At 59.5% G+C, this 20,782-nt stretch carries 16 protein-coding genes; 6 read left to right on the top strand and 10 right to left on the bottom strand.

All coding sequences use genetic code 11. From position 1 onward, the window contains the following. The first annotated feature begins 108 nt into the window (after nt 1-108). The 4 genes from SYN63AY4M2_RS03685 to SYN63AY4M2_RS03670 all read left to right on the top strand — a co-directional run bounded on the left by SYN63AY4M2_RS03685 (nt 109) and on the right by SYN63AY4M2_RS03670 (nt 4,395). On the top strand, nt 109-1,095 hold the full coding sequence (locus tag SYN63AY4M2_RS03685) for a pentapeptide repeat-containing protein (protein ID WP_168175102.1): 987 nt from the start codon (nt 109-111) through the stop codon (nt 1,093-1,095). A gap of 99 nt (nt 1,096-1,194) precedes the next feature. After that, nucleotides 1,195-2,718, top strand: a complete 1,524-nt coding sequence (locus tag SYN63AY4M2_RS03680; RefSeq protein ID WP_041438144.1) for a histidine kinase dimerization/phospho-acceptor domain-containing protein — start codon at nt 1,195-1,197, stop codon at nt 2,716-2,718. Nucleotides 2,719-2,813: 95 nt separating this feature from the next. Beyond that, nucleotides 2,814-3,593, top strand: a complete 780-nt coding sequence (locus tag SYN63AY4M2_RS03675) for a HAMP domain-containing sensor histidine kinase (protein ID WP_011429685.1) — start codon at nt 2,814-2,816, stop codon at nt 3,591-3,593. Between the two features lie 64 nt (nt 3,594-3,657). Beyond that, nucleotides 3,658-4,395, top strand: coding sequence for a response regulator transcription factor (locus SYN63AY4M2_RS03670; protein ID WP_099887214.1), 738 nt, complete (start codon nt 3,658-3,660; stop codon nt 4,393-4,395). A gap of 45 nt (nt 4,396-4,440) precedes the next feature. Here the strand turns inward: SYN63AY4M2_RS03670 and SYN63AY4M2_RS03665 are convergent, their stop codons facing one another. After that, nucleotides 4,441-6,084, bottom strand: coding sequence for a DUF3352 domain-containing protein (locus SYN63AY4M2_RS03665; RefSeq protein ID WP_099835619.1), 1,644 nt, complete (start codon nt 6,082-6,084; stop codon nt 4,441-4,443). Nucleotides 6,085-6,964: 880 nt separating this feature from the next. Here SYN63AY4M2_RS03665 and SYN63AY4M2_RS03660 point away from each other — a divergent pair. Further along, nucleotides 6,965-9,673, top strand: coding sequence for a glycosyltransferase (locus SYN63AY4M2_RS03660; protein WP_168175101.1), 2,709 nt, complete (start codon nt 6,965-6,967; stop codon nt 9,671-9,673). A 7-nt stretch (nt 9,674-9,680) separates the two neighbouring features. Here SYN63AY4M2_RS03660 and SYN63AY4M2_RS03655 read toward each other — a convergent pair whose 3' ends face one another. The 7 genes from SYN63AY4M2_RS03655 to rnc all read right to left on the bottom strand — a co-directional run bounded on the left by SYN63AY4M2_RS03655 (nt 9,681) and on the right by rnc (nt 18,975). Next, nucleotides 9,681-10,181 (bottom strand): ribonuclease H, encoded by a 501-nt coding sequence (locus SYN63AY4M2_RS03655; RefSeq protein ID WP_011429688.1) that lies wholly within the window; start codon nt 10,179-10,181, stop codon nt 9,681-9,683. A gap of 416 nt (nt 10,182-10,597) precedes the next feature. Further along, complete coding sequence (locus SYN63AY4M2_RS03650) at nt 10,598-11,698, bottom strand: phosphotransacetylase family protein (RefSeq protein ID WP_011429689.1); 1,101 nt, start codon at nt 11,696-11,698, stop codon at nt 10,598-10,600. Between the two features lie 198 nt (nt 11,699-11,896). Next, nucleotides 11,897-13,303, bottom strand: coding sequence for a potassium transporter TrkG (locus SYN63AY4M2_RS03645; protein WP_240527719.1), 1,407 nt, complete (start codon nt 13,301-13,303; stop codon nt 11,897-11,899). A 62-nt stretch (nt 13,304-13,365) separates the two neighbouring features. Next, nucleotides 13,366-14,025, bottom strand: a complete 660-nt coding sequence (locus tag SYN63AY4M2_RS03640) for a TrkA family potassium uptake protein (RefSeq protein ID WP_011429691.1) — start codon at nt 14,023-14,025, stop codon at nt 13,366-13,368. Nucleotides 14,026-14,101: 76 nt separating this feature from the next. Continuing rightward, nucleotides 14,102-15,448, bottom strand: coding sequence for an ATP-dependent protease ATP-binding subunit ClpX (gene clpX / locus SYN63AY4M2_RS03635; RefSeq protein WP_011429692.1), 1,347 nt, complete (start codon nt 15,446-15,448; stop codon nt 14,102-14,104). Between the two features lie 542 nt (nt 15,449-15,990). Continuing rightward, a complete protein-coding gene (gene ligA, locus SYN63AY4M2_RS03630) occupies nt 15,991-18,012 on the bottom strand; it encodes an NAD-dependent DNA ligase LigA (protein ID WP_011429693.1) in 2,022 nt (673 codons plus the stop codon). A 237-nt stretch (nt 18,013-18,249) separates the two neighbouring features. Then, nucleotides 18,250-18,975, bottom strand: coding sequence for a ribonuclease III (rnc, locus tag SYN63AY4M2_RS03625; RefSeq protein WP_011429694.1), 726 nt, complete (start codon nt 18,973-18,975; stop codon nt 18,250-18,252). 91 nt (nt 18,976-19,066) lie between these two features. Here rnc and SYN63AY4M2_RS03620 point away from each other — a divergent pair, with 91 nt between their 5' ends. Then, on the top strand, nt 19,067-19,399 hold the full coding sequence (locus tag SYN63AY4M2_RS03620; protein WP_011429695.1) for a hypothetical protein: 333 nt from the start codon (nt 19,067-19,069) through the stop codon (nt 19,397-19,399). 57 nt (nt 19,400-19,456) lie between these two features. On the opposite strand, the gene SYN63AY4M2_RS03615 is transcribed toward SYN63AY4M2_RS03620, so the two are convergent. Together SYN63AY4M2_RS03615 and SYN63AY4M2_RS03610 are read right to left on the bottom strand one after the other, a co-directional pair. Beyond that, nucleotides 19,457-19,711 (bottom strand): hypothetical protein, encoded by a 255-nt coding sequence (locus SYN63AY4M2_RS03615; protein ID WP_099812345.1) that lies wholly within the window; start codon nt 19,709-19,711, stop codon nt 19,457-19,459. Further along, the coding region (locus SYN63AY4M2_RS03610) for an RNA-guided endonuclease TnpB family protein (RefSeq protein ID WP_099887212.1) at nt 19,712-20,782 on the bottom strand (1,071 nt) is incomplete at its 5' end.

The following is a 20,782-nucleotide window of genomic DNA, read 5'->3' as shown; positions in this document are numbered from 1 at the left end:
CCTTTGCCTTCCCTAGAGCCGATAATGCTGGCGCTCCAGTGCAGTGTCTCGCTTTAGAATGGCCATGAGCGCGGGATCAGCTCTCTTCCATGGATTCTATGGATGCCAATGGATGCCAAAGATCTGCTCCGACTGTACCGGGCAGGACGGGTTAACTTTGCAGGCGAGAACCTGGCCGCTCTGGATCTGAGCCGAGCGGATTTGATCGGGATAGACCTTTCTCAGGCCGACCTGCATGGTATCAACTTGATCTTTGCCTACCTGGGGCGGGCCAAGCTGCAGAAGGCCAACTTGGTGGGAGCGAATCTCAGTGGGGCCAACCTCAGCCAGGCTGACCTGAGCGAGGCAGATCTCAGAGATGCGCATTTGCACGGCACCACGTTGCAAGGGGCGGACTTGCACGGGGCTAACTTGGCGCTGGCTCTGTTGATCGACGCCAACTTGCTAGAGGCGGATCTGCGCTGGGCCAACCTCACCAGCGCCAACCTGGGGGGGGCTTGCCTGCGGGGGGCCAATCTCCGTTTCGAGAGTCGCCGGGCAGCCATGCTGCGCAGCGCCAATCTCAGCCGCGCCGACCTGAGCGGGGCCAACCTGGCGGGAGCGGATTTGACGCGGGCCGACCTAAGGGGGGCCAATCTCAAAGAGGCCAGTTTAATCGGAGCCCACTTACAGGGAGCCAACCTACAGCGGGCCTGTTTGCGCGGGGCCCTCCTCAGCAACGCCGACCTGAGGGGAGCTTCCTTTCTGGGCGGGGACCTACAGGGGGTGCAGATGGGGCGGGCCAACTTGAAGGAAGCCATGCTCAGCCAGGTCAACTTGGCGGAAGCCAACCTCAGCGAGGCAGATCTGGCGGGAGCCGATCTTTCCGCCGCCTGCCTGCGCTCGGCCAAGCTGGCGCGGACGGATCTGAGTCGGGCTAACCTGGCCGGGGCCGACCTGAGATCGGCCAGCCTGGTGGATGCCTATCTGGGCCGCACCAACCTGGAAAATGCCGATCTCCGCGAGGCCATCCTCACCCGCGCCGACCTCAGCACCGCCAACCTCGCGGGAGCCAACCTGCGCGGGGCGACTCTGCCAGATGGACGGATTGGGTGAGCAAGACGGGGATCCGCCCTGGAGAAGGTGAGGTTTTCCGCTGTCCTAGAAGCTCCACAACCGCTAGCCTACAGGGGAAGGGTGGGATCAAAGGGATCCGTGAACAGCCGCCGATTTCTGTCCTTGATGGAAGCCTTGTGGGCCGCTCTACCCTTGCCAGAATGGTTGCCGGGGGCGGGAGAGCGCTCTTGGCAGCAGACGGTGGCAGCCCTGCTCCAGCTATGGCAAGAGGTTGGACAGTTTGGCGTGGTGATCGGGGGGCCGGTCTCCTGGTGGCCCCCTTGGGTGGTGCAGGATCCCTTACCCCAACTGCCGCTGCCCATGGATGCGCTGCATCTTCCCCGCCACTCTTGGGAGCCGGCACGGGAACCCCCCTGGTTGTTCAGCCCGGATTTTTCCCCTGAGTCAATCCTCACCCCTGGGCAGACGGTGATCCCTCTCCTGCCGCGGGATCCACTGGTGGAGGAGCCTTTTCTGTTGCTGCTCACCCCTGTTTTTTCGGCAGTAGCTGCCCAGGGTCACCATCCCCACACCCGGCAGAGGGGGATGATGGTCTCTTTTGAGCCGGAGGTGATCCGACGAGCCTGGCAGAGCCTGGAGCAACGGGTTCAACAGGGCAGGCCAGACCGGCTGGCCGCTTGGCAGGAGTTGGCCCGCCACTATCCCCTGATGCAGCCGCATGTACGGGTGTTGGCCCGCTTCAGCAGCTTCCTTCTGCTGGGTAACCTGGCCGAGTTTGGATCCCCGCCCGCCCGCCTGCCCCCTGCCAGGGCAGAACAGGAGGCTGCCGCTGTGCCTCCACCGCCACCAGCAGCAAGGCAGATCCCGGCTTCTTCATCTTCCGCTTCCTCGCCGGCGCCTGAGCCTCCCGCCCACGGCCGCTCCTCCGCTCCCCAAGCCGAGCCAGAGCAAGCGGGCAGCCTCTCGGAGGCGGAGTTGTTGCGGGCTCTCATCCACGAGATCCAGACGCCCCTCAGCACCATCCGCACCTTGGTCAGCCTCATCCTGAAGCGGCGCGACCTGCCACCGCGGGTGCGGGAATACGTGGAGAAGATCGACCGCGAGTGCACCGAGCAAATCAACCGTTTCGGTCTGTTTTTCCAGGCCACAGAAACGGTCATGCCCGCTGCCACGCCAGGCGAGGGACGTCGGTTGCAACTGGAGCCGATTGCGCTGGTGGACTTGGTGCGGCAAAACCTGCCCCGCTGGCAGGAACAGGTGGAACGGCGGGGATCCCGCTTGGAGTTGGAGATCCCTGCCGAGCTGCCCGATGTGGTCAGCGATCCCAAAGCCCTGGAGGCGGTGCTATTTGGAATTATCGACCGCCTAGCCCGTAGTACTCCCGCTGGCAGCGGCATCCGCGCCCAATTGCTCAGCGCTGGCGAGCTGGTGAAGCTGCAGTTCCAGGTAAACACCCCCGAGGGGAGCGACACCCCTAGCCTGGAACTTAAGTCCCCTCAGCCAATTGGCCAGTTGTTGGTGGTGCAGCCAGATACCGGGGCCATTAGCCTCAGCCTGCCAGTAGCCCGAACCCTGTTCCGAGCTTTGGGGGGCTATCTCACTGTGCGCCATCGGGCTCGGCAAGGGGAAATTCTCAATATCTACTTACCCCGCCAGCTCTAGTCCGCCGGCCTGGAGCCGGTCTGAAGTGGCAAATCCCAGGGAGGATGGGGCTAGGATCGATTTGCTTGCTCCAGGAGAGTTGAAAGAGGGGATCCATGCCGAGAGCGAAAAAAGTTGCCGAACCTCACCCAGAGCCTGAGCCCGTCTGTGGGGGCGGGGATCCCAGGCCTGGCGGGGGGATCACTCTATCTGCCCAGCAGCTCTCCACCTTGCTCCACGAGATGCGCAATCCTCTAACCGCCCTGAGCACGCTGGCCAAGTTGTTGCAAAAGCGTCTGCCCCCCGACGATCGCAACCACTGGATTGGCCTGAGCATTGAACAGGAGTGCAAGCATCTGCAGGATCTGCTGGCGGAGCTGGAGCGCTTGGACGGGATCCCGGCTCCTCTCCAACTTCGGCCCCTCTCCTTGGCCGACCTGCTGCGGGAGTGGAGCCCTATTTATCAGGCCCTGGCGGAAGCGCAGGGACATCGCTTTCAGGCCGTTCTTCCCCCTTTCCTGCCGCCGGTACTGGCAGATCCCCGCGCCCTGCGCCAGGTGTTGGATAACTTAATCGACAACGCCTGCAAGTACACCCCGCCCCCCGGCGATATCCAGCTCAGGGTAGAGGTCAAGCCCGCCGAGGAAGCGAGAGGCTCAAGCGCCTCCTCTTGCCAGGAGGTGTGGATCGCCGTCTGCGACAACGGCCCCGGCATCCATCCTGAGAACCTGGAGCGGATCTTCGATCCGTTTTTTCGCGCCGATCCCTCCAAGCCGGGGCAGGGGCTGGGGTTGGCCATCAGCCGCGACTTGGCCGCCCAAATGGGAGGAGATCTCGAGGTGGAAAGCTCCCCCCAGGGCTCCTGCTTCCGCCTCAGATTGCTCACGGCCCAGTAGGGCTTAAATGGAGCAGGTATGTCTCTTCCAGCCAAAATCTTGAAAGCTATCCAGGAGCTGCACAATGGCCCCCTTCGCTCAAGCCAAATCCGAACCTGCCTCGGCACGGGCCCGCATCTTGTTGGTGGATGACGAGCCAGGCTTGCGGGAAGCAGTGCAAGCCTATCTAGAAGACAGCGGCTTTGAGGTGATCCCGGCTGCCAATGCCCAGCAAGCCCTGCAACTGCTCAGCACGACGCAGCCACAGTTGATTATTTCCGACATCATGATGCCGGGCATGGACGGCTACCAATTTTTGGCGCAAGTGCGAAAACTCGATCCCTACAGCCACCTGCCCGTGGTCTTCCTCACCGCCAAGGGGATGACCGCCGACCGCATCCAGGGTTACCGGGCCGGTGTCGATGCCTATTTGCCCAAGCCATTCGACCCGGAGGAGCTGGTGGCCATCGTCTCCAATCTCATTGAGCGATCCCGAGCAGCCAGTCCTTCTGAAGTGGTCGCCCGCGAGCTGGCCTCCATTCGGGCGCTTCTGGCAGAGCGAACTCTTCCCCCAACCGGTCCCTCTCAGCCCCCCGCCCCAACTCCCTTGCCCCCACCCATCAAGGTAGAGCTGACGCCGCGGGAACAACAGGTGTTGGAGAAGGTGGCAGAAGGGCTGATGAACAAGGAGATTGCCAAGCAGCTGCAAACCAGCGTGCGCAACGTGGAAAAATACGTCACCCGCCTGCTGAACAAGACAGGCACCAGCAGCCGCACCGAGCTGGTGCGCTATGCTCTCACCTATGGCTTGATTCGGCTGTAGCTCTCACCCCCAGCCCCTCTCCCCAAGGGAGAGGGGGGAAAGAGCTTACGGCTGTGGCTTGGGCGGCACGGTGACCAGCAGCTCCACCCCAAAGGCGTGATCCCCGGCAGGGTAGCTGGTAATCCCCAGCCCATCGATGCGGGTCAGCAGCTCACGGGCCTCCGGCTCCAAGCCTGCCAAACCACCCGGTAGTGTGGCCTCCAGCACTGTTCGGATCCCTTGCCAATTCAGCAAAAAGTAGCCGTAGTTGGGCTTGGGCAACTGATCGTAGAGGGTTTTCAGCGGCTCGGTTTGGGGAAGCAAATTGCCCTGGCGTTGGGCAAGCGTTTGCAGCGCCGCCGTGCTGCTGGTCACGATCAAATAGTTGCCTTCCCAGGCGCGGGTCAAAAGCGGGCGGTTAAACAAGGGATCCGCCCAGATCACCTGCCCACCCGCCTCCGTTACCCGTGCTCCGGATTCTTGGGCCAGCCGATCCAACTGAGTCAGGGCCGCGTTGGCCTTGTCTTTTTGGCTGGTCTCGATCACCAAGGCTGCTCCCATGCCCTGCAACAGGGGATGGGCCTGGGCATCCGGTGCCACCAGCAGGGCCATCTCCCCATCCATCCAAGCCAGCAGATCTTTTTCCAAGTCCAAACGGGTATTGGCGCGAAACTCAGCCCGCAGCTCCTCTAACGACTCCTTGACCGGCGGATCTTTTTCCAGCTCAGGCATAACGGCTTGCCAGCGCTGGGCGATCTGTTGGGTGGTCAGCACCGCCAGGGCATTGCCGGGCAGCCGCTGAATAAGTTCGCCGCGAGCCGGTTGCCACCCTCCCTGCCCCTGGGTTTTCCGATCGGTCTGGGTCAACATGCGCAGCCGCAGGCCCTGCTCCTGCCAGTGGGCAGCCATGGCCAAAGAGCGCAGGGGTTGCAGGGATCCCAGCGTCGCCGGATCCAGATCCTGCATCCAGTCTTTGAAAGATTCGGGATCCTCCTGCAAAGCCTGGAAGTTGAAGTAGGCAAAGGCCAGCGTGCCGCTCTTATACAGATCGCCAACAGCGGTGCGGAAACTTTCGGAGCGGCCAATCGGCTCTGCTTCGCCGCGATACACAGCAATCGCCTGCTGCATCACCCTCGGGTCGTTGGCCACCGCCACAAAACGGTTGCCAAACTCAGCAGTCACCCACCGCTCGCCCGGCTCCCCGTTGGTTTGCACATAGAGGGTGACCCCCTGCTCCTGGCGCTGCTCGAAGTTGGCCCCTTCTGCTGCTGCCTGTTGCCGCACCTGGGCCAAGAATTGCCCAGACAAATCAGCGTTGCGGGTGCTGGCTCCCCACAGGATCCCAGGCACCGGCTCGGCAGCTCCGGGCACCAGATTGGGGATCACCACTGCCATCGTGAATTGCTCGCCAGCCCAAGCTTGCATCTCTTCCCGAGAGAACTCCTTGCCGGTTTCAGCCAAAGCTTCTGCCGTCCAGCTCTCCCACTGGGCCAAAAGGTCAGGGTGAGTGCGAAAAGATTCTTCCGGTTGGGTAGAAAAGGTCAGCACCAGGGGCGCCGACTGGGGAACCAGCGCGGTTTCCGGCAGAACATCGCCGGGCAACTCTACCTGTGGCCCTCTAAGTTGGCAGGATCCCAGGAGCCAAGAGCCCCCCACCGCCATCAACGTCAGAGAGAGAGGTCGCAGCCGAGAATGAAGCTGTAGTTGCATGGCGGCTACCTAAGCAGCTAGTGGATATAGCCAATCGTAGCATCTAGGCATGAGCCTGCAAACCCAAATTTTCTGTAAGTGAAAAAACGGATCACTCTAGCACAAGTCAAGATATTCTAACAAGATAGTCTAAATTGTGAGTAAACCTACGGCCTGTTCACAGATCAAGGGATACAAAACGTCGTGTTTCTGAGGCTTGATTCCGATGAGTCCAGAACAGGCAGGCTTACGGCTGTATCCTGTAGCCTCTTAATAGGCTGTAGCGTAATAAGATCCAAAGATCCCAAACTCGGCCTGGAGGAGCTGTAGTGAACCAAAGTCCACGAAATGCTTGCCCCGCGGCGATAGCAGCCAAGACAGGAATAGTTATCAGTTGAACATTTCCTGCAACAAACTTGAAGCTTTCCTGTACATGTTGCTTTTCCCCAGGCAATGACACTTCTCCCTTTGCCAGAAGTTGCAATCCTTGCTATGCTTGAGCTTAAGCAGAGCTACTCCTTCTCTCTAGCAGGAAGAGCAATGGGGGTCATTAGCTGTGACGCAAGCCATCAACTTTGAACAGCTGGGAACTTTATTTTGGCAAGGATCCTACTCTGCCTTTTTTGCCCAGGCCGAACAAGAAGGTATTCCCTCAATTCTCCTAGAGACCATTGCTCTTTCCATCGCTCCTGAGTTTGCAGAAAGGTACAGAGGTGGATCTCTAGAAGGGTTATTGTGGCCACAGACAAAGCGACTTTTGCAAGTTCTGTCGATTGTCTATCAACCTGTTGCAGAACGCATGCGGGAGGAAGCCCTAAAGCTTCCTGTACACCACCACCATAGACTTCAGCTGCTGGCGCACAGCCTTGACTGCTTCGCTAGAGCTGGGGAAGAGGATTGGGTGTGGTTGGTATTGAAGCAAATTCTAGAAGATTGGCCTCCAAATGCCTTTATCAACTCTCTTTACGATCCCCAGACAGGCGAGGAAGTGGCGCGCCTGTGGCTATTTCAGGTTACTCAATACCTTCGTGACCTCTCTCAGGAGGAGGCTGATGCCTTTTTACCCACAGCCAGTTCCTTCTATCATCGAGAAGCTGCTGCTGCGTATGGCCGCTGGGTCAATCAGAAACGGAACGGCGACTCCGCCTGGCCAGAGTGGTATATCCCACCAGAAATCCGGCTAGATGAGCCTTTTGGAGCAGCTCTTGCAGAAATTTGCAGGGATCCCTCCCTGCGGGTGGTGGTCGAGGTAGGGGCCAGTAGTGGAGAAGGATCCACAGCTGTTTTGCGATATGCTCTTCCCAAATCTGCTCGTATTTACAGCATAGAAGCTCATCCTGAGCGCTACAGGGAGCTGGCTAAGAGGGTAAGCGAGGATCCCCGCTGTATTCCCATTCACGCTGCTGCCCAACCTAGGATTGCTACAGTGGAGGAGGTGGAAGAATGGTTGGAATCTGGCTCTAGCATTTGGGCTCCCTATGGTCGAGAGCAGGCTTTACAGTGGCGTCGGGGGGATGAAGACTTACTCAAGTCTGTTCCCACGGATGGGGCAAGTCAAGTTCCCAATCCCGATCTTCTTCTCATCGACGGTGGCGAGTTTACAGGCTGGTACGACCTGCAAGCCTTCATAGAGCGGGGTGCTCGTCCCAAGTATATTGCCTTGAATGATATCCTTGCTTTCAAGAACAACCGCTCTTTCAGGGAGCTTCCTAGCTGTGGCTACCGACTGATTCGCTGGGGAAATGCCCGCAACGGCTTTGCCATCTTTAAGGATATTAAAGCTACCCTTCCTATTCATTTCTTCACCATTGTATTGGATGGACAACCCTACATTGAGCGCCACTACCCTGTTCTCTGTCAGTTGGATAGGTTAGGGATCCCCTGGCAATGGGTGGTGGTCGAGGGCGTTGCTGCCTTGCGGCATGACACAGGGTGGAGTTTGGCCAACGGTGGCCGGATCCCTGAGGAGTATGCTCAAGGGCACAGCTTAGATGGCACAGTTGAATACTTGAGAGACTTGGCGGCCAAGGATACCCGTGTTCGGCTGGTTCAGAAGCCTGATGGCCAGTTTTGGGATGGCCAAATCGAAATGGTCAGGGCAGCTCAGCCTGATTATCCCTGCTTGCTGTGGCAGTTGGATGCTGATGAGATTTGGACAGCTGAACAAATCCGACGGGTGCATCGACGATTTGAAGCAGACCCCAGTTTAGAGGCAGCTCAGTTCTACTGTCGCTACTTTGTGGGCCCCAATCTTGTGTTGGACAACAAAGGCAAGTGGGGCAACAACCCTCAGATGGAGCGGTGGCGAGTTTGGAGGTGGGATCCCGCTGAGTGTGAGTGGCAAACTCACGAGCCGCCCATATTAACCCGAAATGGACAGGTTCCTAAGAAGGTTTTGACTGCAGACCAAGCAGAAGCAGAGGGCTTAGTGTTTGACCACTATGCCTATGCGTTGCGAAAGCAGGTGGAGTTTAAGGAGTCCTACTACGGCTATCAAGGGGCCGTAAAAGCCTGGGAAGAGCTGCAAAAAGCGGAAAAGCCCTGCTCGCTGCAGCCCTTTTTCCCCTGGGCATACGGGGATCCCTTAGTGGTAGAGGTGCGGGAGCGTCTTCACCTGTTTGTGGATGGAGTGTTCTTCCAATTTGCCCAAAGTGGTATTGCCACGGTTTGGCGCAACCTACTGCGAGAATTGCCCCGCTTTGGGATTCGCGTTACTTTCTACGATCGGGGCGGCATAGGAGAGCTACCCCAAGGTGTAGAGAGAATGCAGGGACATCCCTTTAGCTACGCCTACTGGGATGATCCTGAGTTGCGGCAAGCCTTTGCTTGGTCGGGGGCTGATGTTTTTATGAGCACCTACCATACATACCTGCCCTCTGACATTCCGCAGGTGCTCCTGCTCCATGACATGATCCCAGAGCTACTGGGTTGGGATCTGGCAGATCCCATGTGGCGCCAAAAGCACGCCGCCCTTGAAGTAGCCACTCGCATCATAGCGGTTAGCCAAAACACGGCCCGTGACCTCCTTCGCCTAACTGGGAAAGAGGCGGTGGTAGCTCACCCCGGAGTTGACACCAGTGTGTTCAAGCCGGATCCCTCGGCTACCCCCAAACACTGGCTACTCATTCAATGCTCGCAAGGAACCTACAAACGACACGAGTTGTTCTTCGAGGCTTATCAGCAGTGGTCTTACAAGCCCTTTCCTGTCCTTTGCACCTATGGGTCGTTTGTTCCAGAGACCTACCGGCAAGCTGCAGCTCCTCAGCCTGTCTTCAGCGCTCGCCTAGATCTACAGGGCATGGTTCATGCCTACCAGAATGCTGTAGCTCTGGTTTACCCAAGTGCCTATGAAGGATTTGGGCTACCGGTATTGGAGGCCATGGCCTGTGGAACCCCTGTCATCATCTATCCCAACTCTGCCTTGGTGGAAGCGGGAGGAGATGCTGCGTTTTACGTAGAGGATTCTTTGGCAGATACCATGGCTCAAGTTTTGGATCCGAAGCTGCGCGCTGAAAAAATCAGCAAAGGCTTGGAGTGGGTCAAGTCTTTTACCTGGGAGCGCATGGCCAGAACGGTTCAGGAAGTCTTGCACTCTGCCGTGAGGCGATGAATTAGAATTACTTGGGTCGGGCGCGGGCGACCAGCTCATCCACATATTCGTTCCAGCGCAGACCCCGATGGGCCGGGATCCAGGCCACCCGCACCTGCGGGCACTGCTGCTTGAGTTGATACAGCTCCTGCACCAGATCCAAGTTTTCCACCGGCCCCGTGCGCCGCCGCCACCCCTGCGCTGCCCAGCGCTCCATCCAATCGTTGTAGGTCTGTACGCAAAGGTGGGAATCGCTGTAGATGGTGTCTATGCTGTTGCTCTGGGTGTCGCGACAATATTGCAAAGCCCGAATGAGGCCGGTCAATTCCATACGGTTGTTGGTGCTGGCGGGATCCCCTCCGTAAAACTCATCCACAATCTGGTCATCCTCAACCACCACCACCGCCCATCCCCCTGGCCCTGGATTGGGGGAACAGCCCCCGTCGGTAAAAATGCCACTAGGAGGGCAATCGGCCAGCCGTGGGGGAGGTGCTACTTGGCGGTTGCCCGGACGTAAGCTCTTGGCCATGATGGGATCCCTAGCCGACACCGGCAACTGCATTCTACCCCCTGGAGGGCCTGTCGGCGCCGTCGTGGCTGGAAAAGTATCTTTTCGCGCTACCGGCAGCATAAGCCTGTAGAGGCATCAGAAGCCGAGTTATTTGGCCAAACAGCGCGAATAAAAACCCCCAGAAAAGCTGGGGGAGGAGTGGTGTGTTGAGGTGATGAATACTTGCATGATATCTCTTGAAGCCGGTGGGTAGCCGCAAATGGCAAACGATCTCTGCGTTTTCTTGCAGAAATCATTGCAAACGGGAGCAAGCGCCAGACACTAGAAATCAGGACGGTAGAGAAAATCTGTTCCCCCTTGGTTACAGATAGTGTTTCTCATCTGAACATATGCCTTACTAAGGGCTAGATGTAGAGAAGCCCTAGATAACTTTTTTATGCACCTGCTGCCGACGCTAGGGATTGTGTCAGGCCCAGATGGGCATAAAGGCGGGAAAAGTCAAAGTTTGCTGACATTAACTCCTGGATGCAGCGAACCTTAACCTCCTCGTGCAGGCGGATCTGGCCGAAAACCCGCTCGATGCGATTGATGGTGGTGAAGGTATCCAGATCCACGGAGAGGATCGGCACTTCCAGTTCTTCGGCCCGCGCCCGGATGCGGGGATCCAGAGGCAGCTTGCCGGTCAAGATTAGGCAGAGGGTGGAGGTTTCCAGGGCGGCCAGTTGAATATCAGTGCGGTCGCCGCCGGTGATCACCGCCTTGTGCTCCAGCTTGCGGAAGTACTTCAAGGCGGAGTTGACGTTCATCGCCCCCACCGCGATGTCTTCGACCATCAAGTCCATCCGATCCGGGCAGCAGAGCACCTCGGCCTCCAGTTGCCGCGCCAGCTCCCCAACGCTGATGCTGCGCAAAATGCGGTGGGAGGGCAAAATGCCCAAAACCGGGATCCCTTGCGCCTCCAGAAAGGGTCGAACGATGGTCTTTGCCGGCTCCATCTGGTCGGGTGGCACATCGTTGAGCAGCACGCCGGCCAAATGGGATCCCAGTTGGCGGTGGGCAAAGAGAAGAGAATCGACCGCCAAAGGGGAATGGTAGCGGCTGATCAGCAGTACCTGAGCATCCAGGGCTTGGGCCATTTTGGCCAGGGAGAGGCCGAACAACTCGCCCTCGTAGAGATCGGCCGGGCCCTCTAGCAGGATCAAATCCGCAGCGGATCCCGTGGCAAACTTCAGCAGAGGGGCGACAGAGCGCGCGGGATCTGGCTCCCCCGGAGACTGCTGGATATGGGTCAGCAACGCCTCTTCGTCGAGCTGGAAAAGCATGGGTGGCATCTGGGTCAGCCGCAGCGTCTCCGCTACAAAGCGCATATCCGGGTCTATCCCTTCCGGGGATTCATCCTCCCGGGCGCAAGATCCGAGCGGCTTCCCATAAGTAATTTTCACTCCTTGTTGCTGCAGATGCTTGGCTAAACCCAAGACAGCCGCCGACTTGCCGCTGAAAGGTTCGGTAGAACCGATTAGGAGGAACTTGGACACGGAAAGCTCCCAATACGCAAGGGACAACGAGGGTGTAGCTGAGGTTACCTGTTACTCAGTCTAGCGGAGGCCGCTTGGGGGAAACCTCGGGGCTGCCTCCGAGGGAAGCTGGAGATTTCCCGGCGGGGCTGTGAGCTGGGGAACCACCTCCAACCTCTACTCTCCCCCTTTGGATTTCCTTGTCCTCTGGTCAGGAGATTACCCGATTAAAATTGGCTCTTCCGGGTAGATCACCAACTGACGCGGTTGCTGCTGGGCCAAAGCCAGGACAATGGTTAACGCCCCCAGCCGGCCCCAGAACATCACCAAAACGATAATCAGTTGGCCGAACAAATTCAGCTCCCCCGTGAACCCCGTCGAGAGGCCACAGGTAGCAAAAGCGGAGATGACCTCGAAGAGCACCGGATCCAGCCTGCTGTGGTGGTGGGTAATTAAGATCAGCCAAGTTGCCAATAGCACCACGAACAGAGAGACGGTCAACACCGCTGCTGCCTTGCGCACCATCGAGGGATCCAAACTGCGCCCCGCAATCTGGGCGCTGGGCAAACCGCGGGCATAGCCCCACAAGGCCAACACCAACACTGCCAAGGTGCCGGTGGTGATGCCACCCCCCATGGAAGCCGGAGCTGCCCCGATAAACATGAGAGCCATCAGCAACAACTGACTTGCCGGGGTCAAATCCTCAATGGGGATCCCGGCGAACCCGGCGGTACGGGCCGAAACCGATTGAAAAAATGTCAGGCCCAAGCGGCGGGGCCAGCTTACCTCCTGCAAGGATCCCTGGGGCAAGCTCTCGGCCAAGAACATCCCCAGTCCGCCCGTGCAGAGCAAGACCACCACCACGACCAGGGTGATGCGGGTGTGCAGAGAGGGGCGGTGGCCCCGGGGCCAAGTTAGCAGATCCGACAAAACCGGGATGCCCAAGCCGCCGATAAAAATCAGAGCCGCCAAGATCGCCAGCGACAGGCCATCCGTAGGGATCCCTTCGGCGCCAAATAGATCAAACCCCGCATTGCAAAAGGCCGAGACCGCGTGAAAAATCGCCAGAAAAACTGCTCGCTCCGGCCCGTAGAGATCCCGCCAGTGCACCCAGAGCAGCAAAGCTCCGCCCAGCTCAATCAGGGTGACCCCGATCAACACCCGCCGCGTCAATTCGAGAATAGCCCCCGGATCGATCAGGCCCAGCGAGTTGCACAGCGCCAAGCGGTTGAGCAGGGAAATGCGCCGCCCGAGCAGTTGAAAGACCACCACCGCCAGCACCATGAAGCCGACCCCGCCAATTTGGATCAACAGCAGCAACACGATCTGGCCGAACAAAGTGAGATCCTCCGCCGCCACAATCGTCGAGAGACCCGTTACGCTCAGGGCGGACATGGCCGTAAACAGCGCCTCATTCCAGCTCAAGGGATCCCCGCGCCCAATTCCCGGCAGCATCAGTAGCAAAGTCCCCACCACCGCCAGCAGGCCCAACCCCGCGACCAGGCGCAGGGGCGGCGGCAGCGGGCGACGCCTGTCCCCAAAAAAGAGCCGGTGTAAGCGACTGGCCGGGATCCAAGAGGACTGAGGCAGCGTCGGGCGAGGGGTTCCTGAAGATCGGGGAGACACCCATCCCTCAGCCCCCTCGGGTTGCGGCGGCGGGACGCAGCCCTCTCTCATCGGATCCCCCGTTACATCTCGTTCAGCCGCGAGATGTTGGTATTGGCCCCCAGCACCACCAGCAGATCCCCCTTCTCCAGCAGGTAATCTGCCGGGGGAGAAACCACCAACGATTGTTTTCGCTTCACCACCAAAACTGTGATGCCGAAGCGGCGACGCAAGTCCGACTCCGCCAGCGTATGGCCCACCAGCGCCTCCGGCACCTCCAGCTCGGTGATGCTGTAACCCGGCTCCAGCTCCAATTGATCTAGGATCCCTGGTGCCGTCAGCACCTGAGCCAAACGTCGCCCCGCCTCCTGCTCCGGCAACACCACCCGATCCGCTCCCACCCGCAAGAGAATCGAGCGTTGCCGCTCTGTCGAAGCCTTGCAAACCACGTTGCGCACCCCCAAACTCTTGAGGGCCACCGTCGTCAACAGATTGCTCTCGAAATCGCTGCCGATGGCCACCACCACGGTGTCGAAGGAGAGAATATCCACCGCCCGCAGGGCATCCTCATCGCTGGAATCCAGCGCCACCACCTGCGTTAGCTGATCCGCCAGACGCTGCACAATCTCCCGGCTGCGGTCGATCCCCAAAACATTGTGCCCTCGCTCCATCAGCGTGAGGGCCAAGCTCGTGCCGAAGCGTCCCAGACCGATCACCGCATACTCGCGATCCGCCCGCCCCATGCGCCCCCTTGCCCTTCCTTGCAAGACCAAACACTGATCATATGCCGACGCAGCGGGATCCAGCAGGGCTGTGACCCTAGGCAGACTCAGGTTTAGGCAGGGTGGAAGGGTGAGGGATCAGCTCGTGCGTGGAACGGCGCTCCACCATCTCGGCCGTGATGCGCACGTATTTGATATCCCGGCGAGAGGGAACCTCGTACATCACGTCCAGCATTAGCTCTTCCACAATGGCCCGCAGCGCCCGCGCCCCCGTTTTGCGACGGTAGGCTTCCTTGGCAATGGCAGAAATGGCAGCCGGCTCGAACTCTAGCTCCACCCCGTCCATGCGCAACAGCTTCTGGGCCTGCTTGAGGATGGCATTTTTAGGCTGCGTCAAGATGGCCTCGAGGGCCTTCTCGTCCAGGGGATCCAGGGTAGCCACCACCGGCAGCCGCCCTATGAATTCTGGGATCATGCCGTACTTGATCAAATCCTCCGGCTCCAGCGCCTTGAGGGCATCGGCCAGGCGTTGCTCACGGGTAACTGCTAGCTGCTCCCCTGGCTTGATAAAGCCCATCGACTTTTTGCCAATGCGCTGCTCGATCACCTTCTCCAGGCCGACAAAAGCGCCCCCACAGATGAAGAGAATGTTGGAAGTGTCGATTTGAATGCAGTCTTGGTAGGGGTGCTTGCGCCCTCCCTGCGGAGGCACGTTGGCAATAGTTCCCTCCAGCATCTTCAACAAAGCCTGCTGCACCCCTTCGCCGGAAACGTCGCGGGTAATGGAAGGGTTTTCGCTCTTGCGGGCAATTTTGTCGATTTCGTCGATGTAGATGATGCCGCGCTGGGCTTCTTCCACATCCATGTCCGCCACCTGCAGCAGGCGCAACAGGATGTTTTCCACATCTTCGCCGACGTAGCCGGCTTCGGTGAGGGTAGTGGCATCGGCAACGGCAAAGGGCACATCCAACATGCGGGCCAGGGTTTCGGCCAGCAGGGTTTTGCCGGAGCCGGTGGGGCCAATGACCAAAATGTTGGACTTTTGCAGTTCCACCTCATCCAGCTCCGCAGCTCCGAGGCTGTTGGGGTTGGCCTTAGCAGCCAGCCGCTTGTAGTGGTTGTAAACCGCCACCGACAGAACCTTCTTGGCCTTCTCTTGGCCAATCACGTACTGGTCAAGGTAGCGCATGATCTCGCGCGGCTTAGGCAACTGTGCCAGAGAAGGCAAGCTGCGAGAGGATTTTCTAGGGGTTTCGCGACGGCTGGCAGCAGGGGCTGTGGCAGGTGGGGTATTGCCGTCGTAGAGTTCCTCCTCCAAAATCTCGTTGCACAGCTCCACACACTCGTCGCAGATGTAGACCCCCGGCCCCGCAATCAACTTACGCACTTGATCCTGGGACTTATTACAGAAGGAGCATCTCAGGTGGGAGTCATGCTTGGCCATGGGATCCTCGTTGCTGTTTGCTCTTGGCTATTGTGTTCGGCGAATTCCAGGAAAGACAGGACGCTCTGGTGCTGCTTAAACGTGGGGCGCGGCCGCAGAGGCGTAGGAATACTGAAGGGACAGAACTTACTGACCTACTAGTCTAGCACTTCCTTCCAGCTTGTGGGCTTCCTAAGCCGGCTGTAGAGGATAGCTCTGCGGCGATTGGATAGAAAGTTGATAAGAAAACCGCCCGACTCGACGTCGAGCGGCGGATGGTGTGAGGAGTGAACGGAAACATGCGTCTCCGCTACTCTCATGATAGTGGAATGTTCCTAACTCTGGCAGAGACGGTCGTCGGAAGCAAGTGGGCTTTTTGGTTCGGTTGGATACCCTCTGGAGCGGAACCAGGGTAGATCTTGAGCACCAAAAAGGGGAAGGGACTGTCCGTGTTTCGTCCTCTTCCCCCTCTGGCGTCCACTCCTCACAGAATCGCATGATAAACCATCGCCAGGGCGAGGACAAGCCGGCCTTCCCAAATTTTTTCTCGTCAAGGATGGAGATCACTTCGGATCCAACGCCAGCAGCTCCGCCTCGCTCAGGAGAGGGATCCCCAAAGCCTGGGCCTGCTTGAGTTTGGAGCCGGGATCCGACCCTACCACCACATAGTCGGTTTGGCGGCTGACGCTGGCGGTCACTTTGCCGCCGCGGCTTTCAATCCAAGCCTTGGCCTGCTGGCGGGAGAGAGTAGGCAGGGTGCCGGTGATGACAAACTTCTTCCCAGCCAGAACCTGGGAGACGGCAGGGGCCGCTTGCCGGGGCAGGGCAGGGATCCCCAGCTCCCGCAGCTCCTGCAGCAACTTCTGGTGGGCGGGATCGGCAAACCAGGCCACCACCGCCTCGGCAATTTCCGCCCCTATCCCGTAGATTTGGGCGATGTCTTCAGCCCTGGCCTGGGCCAAGAGTTCTGGGGCGGGGAAATGCTGGGCCAAAATCTGGGCGGTCACCACCCCCACATGGGGGATCCCCAGCCCGTAGAGCACGCGCTCCCAGGGCTGTTGACGGGAGCGCTGGATGGCCTGCACCAGCTTCTGGCTGGAACGGGATCCCATCCCCTCCAGGCTCTCCAAGTGTTCCGGGGTGAGGCGGTAGAGATCGGCCACGGTGCGCACCCCCAGCTTTTCTACTAACTGGGCCACCCGCTTTTCCCCCAGGCCCTCGATATCCATGGCGTCGCGGCTGGCCCAGTGCTGCAGTTGCCCCCTGATCTTGGCCGGACAAGCTGGGTTGGGGCAGCGGGTTATCGCCTCGCCGGCAGGGCGAACCAAAAGGGTGCCGCACTCGGGACAGTGGCTGGGCAGGCGGTAGGGAACGGCATCGGGGGGGCGCAGCTCCTTGAGGATCCCCACCACCTCAGGGATGATCTCCCCGGCCTTGCGCACGATGGCGGTGTCGCCGATGTGGACATCCAGCTCTTCCAGGCGATCGGCATTGTGCAGGCTGGCGCGGCTGACGGTGGTGCCCGCCAGAAGAACCGGCTCCAGCTCCGCCACCGGCGTGACGGCTCCGGTGCGGCCTACGCTGGCCACGATGGCGCGAATGCGGGTGGGGACTTCCTGGGCAGGGTATTTGAGGGCAATGGCCCAGCGGGGGAATTTTTGCGTAAAGCCGGCCTCCTCTTGCAGCCGCAGGGAGTTGAGCTTCACTACCACACCGTCACAGGCATAGGGAAGCTGGGCCTGCCGCCACCGCTCGTAGAACTGGACCACCTCCTCGAGGCCCCGGCACACCTGGGACAGAGGATTGACGGGCAATCCCAGGTCTTTTAGCCGCTGCAGACACTCCCACTGGGTTTGGGGGGGATCCCCGCTTGGCCACCCCTCCGGCCAGTGGAGGGCATAGGCGAAGAAGCTGAGCTTGCGGGCGGCAACCACGCGGCTATCCAACTGGCGCAAGGTGCCGGCGGCGCAGTTGCGCGGGTTGGCAAAGGGGGGATCCCCGGCGGAGCATCGCTCCCGGTTGATGCGCTCGAACTCAGCAATGGGGAGATAGGCCTCTCCTCGCACCTCCAGGACCGGCGGGGGAGCGGCGGTTGCCAAGCGCAGGGGAATAGAAGGGATGGCGCGGATATTGGGGGTAATGTCCTCACCTGACTGTCCATCGCCGCGGGTGGCCCCCCGCTGCAGCAGCCCATCCACATAGGTAAGAGCCAGGGCAGCGCCGTCAATTTTCAGCTCGCACACATATTCCAGCTCCCCTTCCTCAGGGGTGCGCCCCAGAACCCGCCACAGGCGCTCTTGCCATTCCTTTAGCTCTTCCAGGTTGAAGGCGTTTTCCAGACTGTAGAGGGGGATGCGGTGGGAAACGGTGGGGAACTGCTCGGCGGGCTTTTCCCCTACCCGCTGGGTGGGGCTGTCGGGGGTGATGAGCTCGGGGTAGGCCCGCTCCAGCTCCTGCAGCTCGCGGTAGAGGCGGTCGTAAACGCTGTCTTCCAGAATGGGGGCATCGTGGACGTAGTAGGCAATGCTGGCCTTCTGCAGCAGAGCGCGCAGCTCGCGGGCGCGCTGTTCCAATTTTGGATCCATACTCTTGTTGCACCGTTGGCTAGGTCTAGCTTAGGTTCAACGCTCTCATCTCTCTCAGGCTGCCGCTGCTCTGCCCCCTTGTCAGCCTAACCCCCAAAAAGCTGGGCAATGCAGATCCCAGCTTGCAGCTGCAGGCGAGATGAGGCGAGAACTCCCCGTAGAAGCGGGCTGGCGGTGCCGGAAGCAGAGGCCGGCTACCACAGCGGTTGCCACCCATGGAGCGCCTCGTAGTGGCGCCTACCTTATTTCCTGCGACTGCAAGTGCCCGTAGGCTTGGGCCGCAGCGGCCATTTCTGCCGCCTTTTTGGAGCGCCCCTCGCCGCGGCCCCAACATTGGCCGTGGCCCCAAACTTCCATGGTGAAGTGCGGCGGGTGTTCCCGGGCAGCCACCAGACGATATTCCGGCAAGGTGCCCCATAGGCGTTGGGTCAGTTCCTGCAGCGCGGCTTTCGGGTTGCGCCGAGTGGGATCCTGGAACCACTGCTCCACCCGTTGGCGAAAGTAGGGATCCAGCCAAGGATGCAGCCGGGCCAGGGTGTGCATGCCCCAGCTCAGGTATAGGGATCCCAACACCGCCTCAAAAGCATCGGCTAAGCGCCGCTCCCGTCCGGCCAGGTCGTTTTGGGAGCTGGATCCCACCTCAAGGTAGCGCTCTAGGCCATGCAGATCCGCCAGTTCCGCCAGGTGGGCATCGCTGATCAGATCCGAGCGAACTGCGGTCAGCTCTCCCACCGACAAGTGGGGATAGGACTGGAACAAGAACTCAGTGGCCAAAATGCGCAGGACAGAATCCCCTAAGAACTCCAGCCGGTCGTTGTTGCGCTGGCCATCCAGAGAAGGGTGAATCAAAGCTTGATCCAACAGATCCCAGCGCAGTTGCTCCAGCCAGGCGGGATCCTTGAACCCCAACCGGTTCAGCAGGTGCTCTAAGGCGCGGCGACGAGGTGGGATCGGCTCAACCATAAAACCTGCGGCAAAATCTCTACACCTAGAATGCTCTCAGTGCTCACCTTGTGCTACAGGAGTAGTATAAGCCTTTGGAGAGGATCCCTGCATGCATGCCCACGCCCACCCTCGCACTCCCACCACCGAGATGGAGGTGACCAGCATTCGTCTGGAGCGGGAACTGAAGCAACGACTGAAGGCGTTGGCCGGCGGCCAGGGCTACCAGGCCTTGATCCGCGAAATTCTCTGGGGCTATGTCTTGCGCCACTCTCAAGAGGCTGCCACCCTCACCGCCGAGGATATTCAGGCCAGTTTCCCCGCCACGGCTCAGCGGCCCCAGCGTTGCGCCCTCACTGGCCAGGCCATCCAGCCACAGGAGCCGATGCTGCTGGGGTTGACTACGGACGGGAAATTGGTTCCCCTCAGCCCTGCCAGCCTCTGATTCTGGAACTCGAGTTAGTCCAGAGAGCCCTGGAGCAACCGACTCGACCGGCTTCTGCTAAGTTCCGCGGATTTCTCGATATCTTCTGGCGCGTTCTTCGGCGGGATCAGGGGCTTGCGCCTTGGCAACGGCCTCTTGCAGTTGTGCCATCACTGCTTCTGGGGGGTCGGCAGAGCGGACGACGTAGAACATCAAGTTAATGGCTTCGGCGGCCGTCAGCTTAAGGTTCTCTTTTTCTTTTGGCACCAGCGCGATCTTGCCGTCTGTTGTCGTAATCGCCGTATGGGATCCTTTGGCAAGAATCTGATACATTTACGCTGAACACTGCTGAGCATTACTGCTCAGCGGTGAAGCGATAGCATTCTGTCCGTTTCCGTTGTCACTACGCGACGCTGACGCGACCGCGCTACTCGGACGGAGTCCAAACAGAAAGGCGGTATCCCGCAAAGCCCTGAGCATAACACCCAGAGCGCCTTGCCAATCTCGTGGTAGCCTATGGTTGCACTTTGGGCATCTAAACACCTTTGCGCCACCCAACTTGGTGTGGATGTGCCCGCACTTGGTACAGGTTTTGCTGGTGTACGCTTCCGATACTTCCACGACAACCACGTTTTTCTTCTTGGCTTGAAACTTCAGGAGCTGCTTGAACCGGTAGTGCGCCCAGGTGAGCATCGCCCTTGCTGTCTTGCTACCAAACTTCCTCCCTGCCTTGGCAACCATCTTGGCTGACTCGAAAGTGGGGAGGAATATCAATCGGTAGTTATCCGTTAGGAACGCCGCTACCTTGCGATGGCACTCGTCCACCAAGTTCCTGATTCTCTCCCGCAGACGAAACGCCGCTTGCCGCATTCGCCTACGCTTGAGTCTCGGTGCTTTACTCAGCCTAGATTGCAGATCGTCTAGGTGGTAGCACAGCCGAACGATCCTGCCAAAGTCTCCCTTGGCGATATCTACAAAGCCCGCCCCATCAAACCCTGTAAGGAAGCTTCTTACTCCAGGGTCAAGTGCGATCACCCCCTTTGCTAACGAACACTGCTCGTTCACGGGCTCAGGAAAGATGGCATACCATCTGTCTTTCACCCGCATTAGCTCAGTTCCACGTGCCCATTCTCTGGGCATCTCCTCGGATGCGCGGAACGCCAAACCTCGGGTGAGTTTCGGATACCACGTCCCATTGCGAAAGTTGCCGGCGTTGAATTGCAGCGTATGCGACCTGTCCCGCACACTGCGAAACCTCGCGTCTTTGCTTCGGCGGAACGCCAACCACGCCTCGACGACCGCGTTCTGCTTGATGTGGCAGGGGGCGTCCTTCACCCACCCGGGCAGGTCGGAGCGCAGGATGATGTCCCGCAGCTTTCTGGCCGTTTTTGGAGCACCATGCTG

The sequence above is a fragment of the Synechococcus sp. 63AY4M2 genome, from assembly GCF_002760475.1.
In the GTDB taxonomy this organism is placed as follows: Bacteria; Cyanobacteriota; Cyanobacteriia; order Thermostichales; family Thermostichaceae; genus Thermostichus.
Note: the sequence above shows the minus strand (reverse complement) of the source record. Positions and strands in the feature narration are given on the sequence as shown.

What these genes read in the sequence shown, in the direction of transcription:
- SYN63AY4M2_RS03685 (WP_168175102.1), top strand. Translation starts at nt 109, where the DNA reads ATGGATGCCAAAGATCTGCTCCGACTGTACCGGGCAGGACGGGTTAAC.
- SYN63AY4M2_RS03675 (WP_011429685.1), top strand. Translation starts at nt 2,814, where the DNA reads ATGCCGAGAGCGAAAAAAGTTGCCGAACCTCACCCAGAGCCTGAGCCC.
- SYN63AY4M2_RS03670 (WP_099887214.1), top strand. Translation starts at nt 3,658, where the DNA reads ATGGCCCCCTTCGCTCAAGCCAAATCCGAACCTGCCTCGGCACGGGCC.
- SYN63AY4M2_RS03665 (WP_099835619.1), bottom strand. Translation starts at nt 6,084, where the DNA reads ATGCAACTACAGCTTCATTCTCGGCTGCGACCTCTCTCTCTGACGTTG.
- SYN63AY4M2_RS03655 (WP_011429688.1), bottom strand. Translation starts at nt 10,181, where the DNA reads ATGGCCAAGAGCTTACGTCCGGGCAACCGCCAAGTAGCACCTCCCCCA.
- SYN63AY4M2_RS03640 (WP_011429691.1), bottom strand. Translation starts at nt 14,025, where the DNA reads ATGGGGCGGGCGGATCGCGAGTATGCGGTGATCGGTCTGGGACGCTTC.
- clpX (WP_011429692.1), bottom strand. Translation starts at nt 15,448, where the DNA reads ATGGCCAAGCATGACTCCCACCTGAGATGCTCCTTCTGTAATAAGTCC.
- ligA (WP_011429693.1), bottom strand. Translation starts at nt 18,012, where the DNA reads ATGGATCCAAAATTGGAACAGCGCGCCCGCGAGCTGCGCGCTCTGCTG.
- rnc (WP_011429694.1), bottom strand. Translation starts at nt 18,975, where the DNA reads ATGGTTGAGCCGATCCCACCTCGTCGCCGCGCCTTAGAGCACCTGCTG.
- SYN63AY4M2_RS03620 (WP_011429695.1), top strand. Translation starts at nt 19,067, where the DNA reads ATGCATGCCCACGCCCACCCTCGCACTCCCACCACCGAGATGGAGGTG.
- SYN63AY4M2_RS03615 (WP_099812345.1), bottom strand. Translation starts at nt 19,711, where the DNA reads ATGTATCAGATTCTTGCCAAAGGATCCCATACGGCGATTACGACAACA.